The organism is Streptomyces orinoci (genome assembly GCF_003121295.1).
GTDB classification, from domain to species: Bacteria; Actinomycetota; Actinomycetes; order Streptomycetales; family Streptomycetaceae; genus Streptomyces; species Streptomyces orinoci.
Genome location: NZ_PHNC01000006.1, coordinates 78,630 through 90,245, shown reverse-complemented (window position 1 = coordinate 90,245; position 11,616 = coordinate 78,630). Strand labels below are relative to the sequence as shown.

Below are 11,616 nucleotides of genomic sequence, written 5' to 3'. Positions count from 1 at the left end.
CCTTGGTCGCTCGGAATGCGAACGTGGTCATGGGGGTTGGCGCTGGTGCTCTGCTGCCGGGCCTGACGTTCTGGGGTCGGGGAGTGGGCCGCGCTCGTCTTGGCAAAGAGGGAGACCTTGCTGAGTAAACAGCAGAATACTTGGGTTCCTGGGCGGCGATGCTGCTTCGGTTCTTACAGTGACGCCGACTGATTCTGCGCCCCGGAGACCATTGGGCAATCGCGCAGACCCAGGCCGTGCGGCACGGGACGTATGCGCGGGGGCCTTTGGGATGGCCGGAGGCCACGTCCGAGTGGCCTCGTTCTCCTGAAGCGGCCTCGAAGTGACAAGTAGCTCTGTAATCAGAGTGACGCCTCTGTAAGGGCGAGCGAGGCGGAGCCCGGGGAACTCGCCGACCGCCTGGAGGGCGGCGAAGTCGGCGTGCGTGACCTCTTCGCCGTTCGCGCGGCGATGGGGTCGCCGGTGCTACGCCGAGCCGTAGTCACTGAGCCCGTAACGGCCGGGTCTGCGGGCGGTAAGCCGCAGTCAATCGCCCAGCCTGGGGCAGCAGTTGAGACAGGCGCTTTCGGGCGTAGTCGACGAAGTCAACAGCGGGCACCAATTGGCAGAGAGCCGAGCCAATCATGCGGCTGCAGGATAGCCCCAGGGCGGCGAACTCCGCGCCGATGAGCGGGAAGTAGGTGTCGTTGTCGTTGCCGACATCCAGTGCCTCAAGCCACACCCGTTCACCGTCAACCAAGTACGGGAAGCGGCGCAACTTCTTCCGGTGGGTGGGGACCAGGGATTCCGCATGGTGCAGGAACGAGTTGCGGTTGTGTCCGACTCCGAGCAGCAGTATGGACCCACCCAGCTGATAGATCTTCGCGAAGGGCGAACCACTCCCGAGGGCGTAGCCGAGTGGCTGCCCGGCGCAGATCGTGCGTGCGTCCGCGCCAAGGGCCGCAAGGGATGCCTGCGCCGCACAACAGACGTGCCCTTCCGGCCCACTGCCGCGCACAGGGCCTGCACCACCGCGTCGGCCCCTCCGTCCACCCGCCCAAAGGCAGACAACGAAGAATGGACCATCAGCACTGACCCGGGCCGCACGCCCAGTGATTCGAACTCACCCTGCAAATCCGCTGAGTTCAGTGGCTTGATGGGTGGAGCGGTGTTCATTTTGTTGCCCCCGTCTTGTCTCGTCGCCGTTCAGTACTGGGTGAAATGCCGTAGTCAGGAAGGCTGTTCCAACATGGCGACGCCTCAAAACGAGGGCTTCCAGCGCAATGGCCCGGCCTCGTATGGGTCAGTGGGGCCGTAGGCGCCGGCCATGCTTATGCAACCGAGGCCGAGTCGGGAGACCGCTGGTTGCCGTCAGGCCCATGGATGGAGAACCTCGCTCCTCCGTCACTTTTCCAGGGTTGCGCGGAGGAATGCGAGGATCTCCGCCTGGGCGGTATCGGCCTGTGGTTCCACGCCGGGCAAGGTGAGGAACGCATGCCTTGCTCCCGGGTATTCGGAAAGCCGCACGGGGGTCCCTGCCTTGCGCAACTGCTCGGCGTAGCGGCGGCCGTGGTCGGCGACCGCATCCCGGGTGGGTACCACCACGAGCGCCGGGGCGAGCCCGCTCAGGTCGTCTGCGTACAGCGGTGAGACCGCGCGGGCGTCGGCTCCCGGCGGAACGGCGAGCCGCCGTATGAGCTGCAGTTGCGGCAGGGCCCGGGTCGGGCTGTATGCGTACTCGACGATCGAGGGATGGTCGAACATCGTTTTGGTCACATCGACCACGGGGTTGACCAGCACCTGCGCCTTGAGCTCCAAGCCGGCCTTCCTGGCTCGGATGGCCGTCAGCGCACTGATGAGCGCGCCGCAGCTCTCACCGAAGACGGCCACGCGCGCCGGGTCGGCGCCCCACCGCGCGGCGTGCCGCACCACGTGCTGGAGCACATCCCAGCCGTCGTCCGCAGCGTTGGCGAGCGGGCTGCCGGGGGCGAGGAGGCGGTGCTCAACCGAGACGACGAGGGCGGGCAGCCCCGCTGCGAGGTGGCTGTTGGTCCAGTCGCACTGCGCCGCCGTGCCTACGAAGCCGCCTCCATGGACATGGACCACAAGCGGCAGATCGGTCTGGGTACCGGCTTCGCTGCCTCCCGTTGGGGCCGGCCTGTAGACCCGGACCGGGAGGTCGCGGCCGGGCAGCGGCACCTGCTGCCAGACGATCGCGGCGCCGGGATCCGGTTCCCCGAGCATTGCCCGAGCCGTGCCAGAGGCCCGCCAGCGGTTCTCCGCGTCGCTGTAGGCGCGCAGTTCCTCGGCCGTGATCGCCGAGAAGTCCGGCTCCTCGGGCCGTGCCGCGGTAGTGGTCTCACTCATATGTCCTTCTCCCCGCCCAGCCGGATGCCGGGTGTGTCGTTGTGAACGGACAGTGCGTTGCCTCCATTAATGCACGCGGTGCGTGCATCAGCAAGTGCATAGGTGAGTGCATAGGTTAGGCTGAGTCCGGACGAGGGGAGCGAGATGACTGGCCGCAGGCGGTGGTCGACCGAGGAGATCCTGGATACGGCGGCGGAGCTGCTGCGTACGAGCGACGCCGAGTCATTCAGCGTGCGCAAACTCGCCGCAGCGCTAGGGACCGACTCCTCCAGCCTCTACCGGCACTTCCGCAACAAGACCGAGCTGTTGCGCGCGGTTGCCGACCGGGTCCTGCTGGCCGCCATGGACGGCTACCGTCCCGAGGGCGACTGGAAGCAGCGCATCACCGCCCTGGCCGTGCGCTTGCGCGTGGCCTTCGGTGAGCAGCCTCAACTCGCCGTGGTCTGGGGACGTTATGCGTCCGGCGGCACCGGGTCCCGATTGGTCATGGAGGAGCTGCTGCAGGCCCTGCGCGTGTCCGGCCTGCCCGATGAGGAAGTCCCGGTGCGATACCACCGCCTCGTGATTCTCCTGGCCGCGCTGATCGCCTCCGAGGCCGGTATCAGCACCATTGCTCCCAAGGAGTACGAACAGGGCATTGAACAGTTCCGCGTCGCGGTGTTCGGCGCCGATCCCGAACGCTTCCCCGCCCTGGCCCACTTTGCCCGCGATGTCCGCCCCCTAGGAGCGGACCGCCATGTCGCATTCGAGGAAATTCTCGCCGCCCAACTCGCCCACATCGAGGCCCAGATCCCCTGACGTGCCAGAAATGCGTACGGCTCTTTGCGTTCCCGTGCCATGCGGTCGGGTCGCGCCACTGTCGCAGGCGTGGTGCCGGAGGCCGGGTGCAGGACCAGCGACCGAGGAAGTTGCTGTGGTCGCACCGGAGCGGTAAGAGCCGGCGGTCGTTCAGACCGGGCCTGCCCGGGAGCCTGCCGACTGGGCAGTGCACTCTGACCGCCGCCGGAGCCGGTCGGGTCGCCGTTCTTGCCGTAGAACAGGTCGTGGTTGGCGGAGTTCCAGTTCTCGACGACCTGGAGCCCGTCGTTGACGCCCTTCCGGCGGCACTGGTGGAGGTGTTCATCGATGAACATGTGGCTCCAAGTCGCCGGATTGGGCGACCCCTGAAACTGACGGACGCGGAGCTACTGTGCCGGGCCGTCGCCCAGGTCCTGCTCGGCTTCCCGTCCACCCGGCACTGGATCCGTTTCGCCCATGCCCGGCACGGCATCTATTCCGTTACCTGCCGCAGCACTCGGGCCTACGCCAACCGCCTTGGCGCGGCCAGGCCGCTGATCTCCTGGATCATCGAAGCTCTGGCGGGGCAGATACCCACCTGGCACGACAACCTGCGGCTGATCGGCTCCACCTCACTGCCCTGCGCAGCCTCCCGGGAGACAGCCAAACGCTCCGCACTGGCCGCGCACGCCGGGTACGGCTACTGCCGCAGCCACTCCCGCTTCTTCTGGGGCCTGCGCCCGTATCCGGTGACCACGGCCTAACTGATCGTTTCAGAATGACCTGCTACGGCGGTCGTCCTCACAGGTGTCCGCCGCGGCCATCGTGGGGACGGGCCCGGTCCTTGCATCTCAGCGGCCCTGGCTGTCGTCGATGTCGGTGGGGCCGTGCCTCGCCCGGAAACTCCCCGAGGACGACGCCGACCGGTCAGCCCAGCCGGTCGGCGAGGGCGACCAGGGCCGCGCGGCGGGCGGCCGGGCTGTCCTCGGGCAGGTCGGCCATCAGCATCGCGACTACCTTCGGCGCGGTGAACCACCAGGCGGAGAGTGCGAACACGGCGAACAGCAGGTGGGCGGCCGGGAGTTCGGCGTCGATCCGGCCGACCCGTTGGGCCTGGGCGATCGCGGCGACGCGCCCGGCATAGTAGGCGGCTCGCTCGCAGTCCCGTGCGGTCGGAGTGGGCTCTACCAGGAGGCCCTCCCAGTGCAGCAGGCGGAGGAAGTTGGGGTTGGCCGAGTGCCAGTCGAAGAGCTGTCCGGCGAAGTCGCCCAGCCCGCTGCAGTCCGTCGGCGATGGCGACGCCTCGGCCATCACCAGGGCGAGTTCGTGGTCGATGACCGCGGCTAAGAGCTGCTTCTTGTTGCCGAAGTACTGGTAGATCCGCTCCTTGTTGACGCCCGCCGACTTGGCGATCCGATCCACCCGGGCACCCTCGGGGCCGCGCGCGGCGAACTCCTCCATCGCGGCTTCGAGCAGCAGGCGCTTGGTCTTCTCCGTGTCCCAGGCCATATAGGCAGTCTAACGGCGAAACCTGACTAACTATTTGGACGTGCAGAGGCCGTCGTGCCAAACTCCAACCATTCAGTTGGAGGCGAGTTCCGGCCGGTCACCGCAGGGTGTTTCTCGCCGCTCCCGCTCGCGTCATGCCCGCGGCCAGTGTCCATGGGCCAAGAGCCCCGAACAGGGCTCCCGCCGCAGCAGACGAGTCGTCATAACCCTTTCTCCAAAGCATCATCCTCAACGACAGTTCAGAAAGGCAGCGCCATGTCCGCTCTGCGCAGCAAGATCGCGCTCTTCGCCGCCACGGCCGGCCTCGCCGCCGGCACCGTGGCCCTCGCCACCCCGGCCAGTGCCGACGTCATCTCGGGTGGATCAGACCGGGGCCTTTGCACCTACCGAGTCTGTATGTCGTACAACGCCGGCGGCGAGGGCGCCTGGTTCAGGTCGAACGCCTCCGAGCAGACCGACCTGGCCGGCGCGGTCTTCGGCCTCGGCGCGTTCAATAACTCCTACCAGTGGAACGGTGACGGCCTGCCCGTCAAGAATGCCGCGGCCTGGATTACGAACACCGGCTCCCAGGACATCTATGTGTATGTCAACAGCAAGGCCTACGGATGGGGCGCCTACGACGTGGTCTACCCGCTCAATGCCGGCGACCTGCAGGTCACCCGCAACAACGAGGCCTCGTACTCGACCACCCCCTACTCGTGATCGTCGCCGGCTGACGGCTGGTGGCCGTCGGTCATGCACCGATCTCGCCGGGCCGGCCGCTCGCGCAACCGCGGCCGGCCCGGCAGCCACGCCCCCTGCCCCAGGAAGGACCCCAACTGCCGTGCCGCGCTCCCCTCACCGCGTGTCCGCCGGATACGCCGTGCTCGTCGTCACGGCGCTCGGCGCCCTGCTGGCCGGCTGCGCGGGCCCCAGCCACCCGGCGGCCTCTCCGTACCCCGCGGCCGCCGCACCGACCCTGGCGGACATCTCGGCCATACCCAGCGCGGCCGTCCCGTCCGCCGCCCCGACCGACCTGAGCACCCTGCGCCTGCCGATCGAGAAGTACGTGCTCACCCCGGCGGAGAACGCCCAGCTGAACCACGCCACTTGGGTGCTGGCCGCCGATTGCATCCAGCACCACGGCATCACGTTCCCGACGCCGGCCGCCCTCACCAACCTGCGCAGCGGCAGTGAAGTGCCGCGCCGCTACGGACCGGCAGACCCGGCCGCCGCCGCCAAGGACGGCTACCACAACCCGGCCGCGCCGGACGGGGGCAAGGTGCCGACCGACAACCTGCCCTCCCTGCCGGTCGACCAACGCACCACGGTGTTCAACTGCCGCCGGGCCGCCCAGACTCAACTCACCGGCGGCGCGCCCTTTGGCTCCTCGCCGATCGGCGAGCAGATCAATTCCCGCAGCTACATCAAGTCCGCCGACGACAACCGGGTCAAGGCCGCCTTCACCGCCTGGTCCGCCTGCATGAAGACCGCCGGCTACAGCTACGCCTCGCCGATGGACGCCTACAACGACCCGCGCTGGCGAGGCTCGCCCACCGCCGGGCCGCAGGAGATCGCCACCGCCCAGGCCGACATCGCCTGCAAGCGGCAGACCAACCTGATCGGCACCTGGTACGCGGTGGACGCCGCCTACCAGCAGCAGCAGATCCAGGCACACCAGGCGGAACTCGACCGCGACCGCACCGCCGAGCGGCAGCAACTGGCCGCTGCCCGCAAGGCATTGGGACAGAGCAGCTGAGAACCGCGCGGGCTCGCCCCGGCGGCGAGGGTACGGCAGGGCATAGCGCCCGCGTGGTGCCGTGCGGGCGAGGCTGAGTTGGTCAACTGCCGCTCAGGCAGGCTTACTAAGCGTTTCAGAATGACTTTCGAAGGCACCGGAGGCAGATGATGCTGCAGGCGAGGTCGAGTAGCCCCTGGTGGAGATCGGCGCGTCGCTCGTAGCGGGTGCGGAGGCGCTTGAACTGGTGGAGCCAGGCGAAGGCGCGCTCTACGACCCAGCGCACCTTGCCGAGTCCGGAACCGTGGGCGACGCCGCGTCGGGCGATCATCGGCTTGATGCCGCGCTTCCATAGCAGGCAGCGGTACTTGTCGAAGTCCTAGCCTCGGCCGGCGAACAGCCGCCGGGGCCTGCACCGCGGGCGACCTCGTAGTCCTCGAACCGGCGGTATCGCGTCCAGCAGGGCAGCAGCTGGGTGACGTCGTGGCGATTGCCCCCGGTGAGCGTCACGGCGAGCGGGGTGCCGCAACGGTCTACGGTCACACGACCGCAAGGACGACCCCCTGGCATGGCAGGCCGGCCCGCGTGCGCCAGCGGATCGAAGCGGTCATCGACACCCTCAAGGGCCAGCTCAGCCTGGGAGAGCACGGCGGCCGCACGTCGGCCGGAGTTTTCGCCCACACCGGCCAACGTCTTCTCGCCCTGGCCGCGGCCATCCGGCACAACTGGGCCACCGGAGCAAAGACCAAACGCAATGTCTTGCTGCGCGGCGACGACGGCCAGGCCATCCTCGCCCGTGGGCCGGACGACGGCAGACCTCGAGCGTGTTCGTGCTCTGGTCCTGCGCGACTGGCTCAAGGGATATCGCTGAGTACGGTCTTGAGCGCTCCTGTATGCCAGCTTGCCAATACCGGTATATCCAAAGGAAGTTCGTGGGGTGGGTTCAGAGGCGAAGGCCGGTTGGCAGCCCGGTCCGTCGGAGTTTGTCGGGGAGGTGCCTGGTGCCGTTGTAGAAAAGCACGGAGGAGGGGCGGTTTGGTGTGTATCGGATGACGGTGAGTGCTGCGTTGGCGTGGTTGAGGCCCGGCCAGCGCCACTTGGGAGCGTCCAGGGCGGCCCGGACGAGCCATCCGATGAGGAAGTTGTGGGTGACGAGCAGCTCATGGCGGGGATTGTCGCCGTCTGCGGGGCCGGTGGATCGCGCCAGTGTTTTCCGGGCCAACTGCCGGCCTTCTTCGCCTTCCTCGGCGGGTATTTGGGCCAGATGGTTCAGCACGGCGCCGGCCGTGTTCGCAGGCAGCTCTTGTCGTGTGGGGAGGCAGGGGATGTAGTCCCCGGCTAGTTCCGAGGGGAGAGGGGAACGCCGGCAAGCTGGTCGCCGATCAGTCGGGCGGTCTGCTCGGTGCGGGGGAGCGGGCTGTGATGGATCACCGAGAGTGGGCTGTGGCGGAGCCGTTTGCCGAGCAGTGTTGCTTATTGGCGGCCGTTGTCGGTCAAGGCGCTTTCGTCCTCGGTGGCTTCACCGTGGCGGGTGATGTAGAGGTACGGGTGGTTTTGTCGGCCATGGTTGCGTCCTCCGTCGATTTTTTTGATCACGGGGAGTGTCCGGAGAGACGATGATGCGCTTCGGCCGGTTCCGCCGACGGTGCCGGTGGCCGACGGTCGTGTGGTCGGACTTGGGACCCGACCACGTTTCGGCGGCGATACAGGTCTGTCTGCACCTGCGTCGAAGAGGGCAAGTACGTCCTATTCATCCAGCGTTCAGTGACTGGCCGTTATCCTTCGGGGATGCCCCTGCGTCAATACGCATACTTCGCTCTATTTAGTCAGCACACTTCTGCGGATGAGATGACGTCGCAGCTGAAGATCACTCCTGACAAGGTGATCGTGCGGGGCAGCCGTTTCATGGAGCCGGTAGTGGTGCCGGTCGCCCACCGTTGGGAGATCGTCTGCCGGGAACCAGGCTTGCGGGTCGATGAGCAGATCACCTGCCTCCTCGACAGGCTACGACCGCATACGGAGCCCATCGCCGAACTCGTCAGTCGTCTGGCCATTGACGGCGGCGGAGCGGTCCTGCAGGTCGTGCGCTACTTCAACGACACCGAACAGGGCCGGTCACGTAACCGGCCGGGCGATTCAGACTCTCCCAATCTCTTCGGCTGGCATCTGGACCGCCATGTCCTGGACTTCATCAACGCGGTCGGAGCCGAAATCGACGTCGATGAGTACGACTTGAGCCCTGACGAGGACGCTGCCTCGGGCAGGTAACTCCGTAGGCTCCGTACTCTGGCCGGCACTCGGCCAAGTGCAGAAAATGGGCCCGCGGCAGGCCGGACGGCACCGGTTCTCGTCACGTTGGTGTGATGCTCCGCAGTCAGCCCTTGGAAAGGGGGCCGAAATCCTCTTCCTGGGGGCCTTGTACCGCCACATTCCGGAGCTCGGTGAGGAGTTCGGTGTAGTGCCGGCGGCGTTCGGCAATGAGCGCGGTGACGTCGTCGTCGGTTGTCTCGGGGATCTCGCGCAGGTGCTCCAGCAGGTTGTGCCGTTGGCCGTGGCCGGAACCGGCGACGTAGGCGACTGTGCGGGCTGTTCCGCCTCCGGCGAGCAGAAGTCGGTGGGGTAGGCCGCACCAGGTGTCGAAGCTGGTGGTGACCGCTTGCCATAGGTGCCAGATGTCGTTGGGCCGGCGGTGCTCGGCGAGCAGTAGCGCGGCGATCTCGATGCTGTGGCTGAAGCCCCAGCAGTGGCGGTGGAATTGTGTCTCCTGGTCGAGGAGGTAGTGAGCGAAGCCGTGGTCGATTGGTCCTGGGGCGAGGATGAGTGTTTCCAGGACGTCTCTGCGGTCTTTCCACCAACGGTCGGTGGGCAGGCCCTCGTTATGGGCCGGTTCGAACTGCAGGAGGCTCCAGCGCTCCGGGGTTACGGCCCACCAGGCGTGGCCGAGTATGTCGTTATCGGCCTCGTGCGGCCGGTCGGCGGGCATATGCGGACTCCGGAGCGTTGGTCGTGGCGGCTTCTCGCGTGGGTTGAGGCGGGCGGTAGTTGGGTGGGGTGCCGAGAACGTGGTGAGCGGTCGCCAGAGTCGCCAGCTGCCAGGGAAAGGAGGCCACTTGCCCGGTCACCGAAATCGGCGGAGCCTCTGGGTCCCGTACGTCTCCGGTGGCCATATGCGATGAATCGTCGCCGAGATGTTCTCGTTGGTCACGCTCGTCCTCAGTCGGGTACCGATAGGCCCATTTCGCGCAGGCGGGGTAGGCAGGCCTTTAGGCACTGCTCCACCGAAGCGGCATCGGTCCGCACGAGGATATCGTCACGCAACGGGGCGCCAGTGACCACAAGTGTCCAGGGTTTGCGCCGCTCTGCCATTCGCTCGGCGTCAGCCTTGAAGAGCACGGTCACGCCTTGTTCAGCCAACGCTTCCATGATTGCCACAACGTCCACTGATGCTCTCCCTCTGCAGAAGTGCTTCCAAAGCACCGCTCCTGAACCTACCTGTTCGGGGTTTGGCCAGGAATGCAGACCTCACTGCTCAGAGCGGCCAGCCAAGGTCCTGTCCGATCTGCGCCGGCTTCCCGCCCGAGGCCTCGCCGTCAGCGGCGTTGCATCGCTGTGCAAAACTCACGACGCGATCGACCTGGTCCTTGCTGCGGGCCGCCGCGGGCGGGCCGTCCGGCTCGGTAGCCGTCAGTTCGGTCAACGCCGCGGCAGATTTGATGACTTGGCAGGCGGTTGCCCGAAACGCGATGTCGCCGCAGCTTGCTGGGCGAACGCATTTGAGGGGCGAGGAGTGGGAGGGCACGCGCTCAGGAGGCCCACGGTAGGCGTACGGCTTCGATCTCCGTATCACCGACCAGGGTGTCGAGCAGCGCTGTGGGCCCGACGACCTTGGTACCCCATAGGTCATAGTCGGTGTAGACGATCCATGAACGGTCCTCCGGCCACAGGTTGGACGGGCTGAAGTCCGGCTCGTCCATGTCATACAGCGCCCGCGCATCCCCCAGTCGCCCCGAGAGGACATGCAGGTTGTCGAAGTCCCCCATCATTAGTGGGTTGTAATAGGCGAGGCAGCGAGTGTCCGGGCCGGCCGGGCTGTACTCCTGAAGGATCTCGATCAGCCGGTTCCAGGTCTCCCGGTCCAGGCTTCCTTCCGTCGGCGGCACGATACTCACCGGCCAACTCCGGTCCTCCATACGGCCGTCGGGAACGCTGCGGCGCGAAGGCCAGTACCCCTCCTTGACGACCGGGTCGCCGGTTCGGCGCGCAAGTTCCGCCCAGCGCAGCCGCCGCCAGCCCGGACCCGGATGCTCCGCACGCCCCAGGCGCCCGCCTGTGACCGTCCCCACCTCTAGGTCGATGCCATGGAAGGAGTCGGGCTCGATGCTGCCGTCCGCCAGCCCTGCCTGGCGCACTTCATGGTGCGAGACCAAGCCCGGCCCCTGCTGGTGCTCGTACATCGCGTTCAGCACCCAGGCCGCGTCCGGCATGCCCGGCGGAGGAAACCCGGTAGTGCCCTCGTCTTTGCACAACTCGACGAGCCATTCGGTCTCGGTGGAGGAAGCGATCTGCCACAAGGCGGATATCCGGGTCATGAGCCGCATTATTTCATCCGCTGTCTTCCGCTATTCCTCAATCCTGCCGCCATGCTGCGACCGGCAGACCGGGAAGTGATCGCTGCGGGCCACCGTGGCAGGGTGCTTCTGCTCGTGAGCACCCCAAGGCAGGGCGTCCGGCAAGCTGAGGCCATGGCTCTCTCCAACCACCCACAGCTCAGCACGCTGATTGAGCAGGCGAGCGATTCTGCCTGGGCGGTCCGTGCTGCGGCGGGTCGGTAGCTGGCGATATCGGCGCAGAACGACCGAGCAGCGGAAGCCCTGATACGCCTTCTTCTGGACCCTGACGACACAGCCGTCACTCAGGCGACAGCGGAAGCATTGCTCGAGCGGGGTGACACGCTCGGTCTTCGTTACGTGCTTCTAGCCATGGCCCTGGCTACGGCGGATTGCACCATGGATGAGCTCAGTGTCGCGCTGGACAACCACTCTGCGTGGTGCGACAGCGAAGGGACCGATCGGCTGATTGGACAGCTACAGGAGCTTGCAACGGATGACAACGCCGCCCTCCGCCAGGAGGCCCTGAGCGAACTTGCCCGCGTGGCACCGGAACTGAGTACCCCGGACTCGTCGTGACAGGTCGTTCGGCATTATTGATCCGATTGCCGTCTGCGTGCGTGGGGCCGGCTCGGTCGTGCAGGTCCAGGAAGGAGGTTT

12 protein-coding genes and 5 pseudogenes are annotated in these 11,616 nt (G+C 66.9%); 7 read left to right on the top strand and 10 right to left on the bottom strand.

Annotated features, from left to right (window positions below; genetic code table 11):
- Positions 1-481: 481 nt before the first annotated feature.
- The 3 genes and pseudogenes from CV755_RS02305 to CV755_RS02300 all read right to left on the bottom strand — a co-directional run bounded on the left by CV755_RS02305 (position 482) and on the right by CV755_RS02300 (position 2,346).
- On the bottom strand, positions 482-997 hold the full coding sequence (locus CV755_RS02305; RefSeq protein WP_241560914.1) for an AAC(3) family N-acetyltransferase: 516 nt from the start codon (positions 995-997) through the stop codon (positions 482-484).
- Between the two features lie 11 nt (positions 998-1,008).
- Positions 1,009-1,065, bottom strand: a pseudogene (locus tag CV755_RS37055) (hypothetical protein); the annotation flags it as partial.
- 318 nt (positions 1,066-1,383) lie between these two features.
- Entirely contained in the window at positions 1,384-2,346 is a 963-nt protein-coding gene (locus tag CV755_RS02300; RefSeq protein WP_109278418.1) for an alpha/beta hydrolase, read from the bottom strand.
- Between the two features lie 144 nt (positions 2,347-2,490).
- Here CV755_RS02300 and CV755_RS02295 point away from each other — a divergent pair, with 144 nt between their 5' ends.
- Both CV755_RS02295 and CV755_RS02290 read left to right on the top strand, forming a co-directional pair.
- Positions 2,491-3,144, top strand: a complete 654-nt coding sequence (locus CV755_RS02295; RefSeq protein ID WP_109278417.1) for a TetR/AcrR family transcriptional regulator — start codon at positions 2,491-2,493, stop codon at positions 3,142-3,144.
- Between the two features lie 275 nt (positions 3,145-3,419).
- A pseudogene (locus CV755_RS02290) lies at positions 3,420-3,884 on the top strand (transposase family protein); the annotation flags it as partial.
- A gap of 166 nt (positions 3,885-4,050) precedes the next feature.
- Here CV755_RS02290 and CV755_RS02285 read toward each other — a convergent pair.
- Positions 4,051-4,632, bottom strand: a complete 582-nt coding sequence (locus tag CV755_RS02285) for a TetR/AcrR family transcriptional regulator (protein ID WP_109278416.1) — start codon at positions 4,630-4,632, stop codon at positions 4,051-4,053.
- Positions 4,633-4,887: 255 nt separating this feature from the next.
- Between CV755_RS02285 and CV755_RS02280 the strand changes: the two genes are divergently transcribed.
- A complete protein-coding gene (locus CV755_RS02280) occupies positions 4,888-5,334 on the top strand; it encodes a hypothetical protein (RefSeq protein ID WP_109278415.1) in 447 nt (148 codons plus the stop codon).
- A gap of 142 nt (positions 5,335-5,476) precedes the next feature.
- Positions 5,477-6,370, top strand: coding sequence for a hypothetical protein (locus CV755_RS02275; protein WP_109278414.1), 894 nt, complete (start codon positions 5,477-5,479; stop codon positions 6,368-6,370).
- 115 nt (positions 6,371-6,485) lie between these two features.
- Here CV755_RS02275 and CV755_RS02270 read toward each other — a convergent pair.
- Positions 6,486-6,877 (bottom strand): annotated as a pseudogene (locus tag CV755_RS02270) (transposase); the annotation flags it as partial.
- Between the two features lie 17 nt (positions 6,878-6,894).
- On the opposite strand from CV755_RS02270, the pseudogene CV755_RS37050 reads away from it, so the two are divergent.
- A pseudogene (locus CV755_RS37050) lies at positions 6,895-7,111 on the top strand (IS982 family transposase); the annotation flags it as partial.
- A 181-nt stretch (positions 7,112-7,292) separates the two neighbouring features.
- Here CV755_RS37050 and CV755_RS02260 read toward each other — a convergent pair.
- Positions 7,293-7,933 (bottom strand): annotated as a pseudogene (locus tag CV755_RS02260) (histidine phosphatase family protein).
- A 204-nt stretch (positions 7,934-8,137) separates the two neighbouring features.
- On the opposite strand from CV755_RS02260, the gene CV755_RS02255 reads away from it, so the two are divergent.
- Positions 8,138-8,617, top strand: coding sequence for a DUF4279 domain-containing protein (locus CV755_RS02255; protein WP_109278413.1), 480 nt, complete (start codon positions 8,138-8,140; stop codon positions 8,615-8,617).
- A 106-nt stretch (positions 8,618-8,723) separates the two neighbouring features.
- Here CV755_RS02255 and CV755_RS02250 read toward each other — a convergent pair whose 3' ends face one another.
- The 4 genes from CV755_RS02250 to CV755_RS02240 all read right to left on the bottom strand — a co-directional run bounded on the left by CV755_RS02250 (position 8,724) and on the right by CV755_RS02240 (position 10,938).
- Positions 8,724-9,332 (bottom strand): hypothetical protein, encoded by a 609-nt coding sequence (locus tag CV755_RS02250; protein WP_109278412.1) that lies wholly within the window; start codon positions 9,330-9,332, stop codon positions 8,724-8,726.
- A 230-nt stretch (positions 9,333-9,562) separates the two neighbouring features.
- Complete coding sequence (locus tag CV755_RS02245) at positions 9,563-9,790, bottom strand: hypothetical protein (RefSeq protein WP_109278411.1); 228 nt, start codon at positions 9,788-9,790, stop codon at positions 9,563-9,565.
- Between the two features lie 88 nt (positions 9,791-9,878).
- Entirely contained in the window at positions 9,879-10,046 is a 168-nt protein-coding gene (locus CV755_RS34475) for a hypothetical protein (protein ID WP_161968574.1), read from the bottom strand.
- A 106-nt stretch (positions 10,047-10,152) separates the two neighbouring features.
- A complete protein-coding gene (locus tag CV755_RS02240) occupies positions 10,153-10,938 on the bottom strand; it encodes a hypothetical protein (RefSeq protein ID WP_164503263.1) in 786 nt (261 codons plus the stop codon).
- 417 nt (positions 10,939-11,355) lie between these two features.
- On the opposite strand from CV755_RS02240, the gene CV755_RS02235 reads away from it, so the two are divergent.
- A complete protein-coding gene (locus tag CV755_RS02235; RefSeq protein WP_153068560.1) occupies positions 11,356-11,535 on the top strand; it encodes a hypothetical protein in 180 nt (59 codons plus the stop codon).
- The last annotated feature ends 81 nt before the right edge of the window (positions 11,536-11,616 follow it).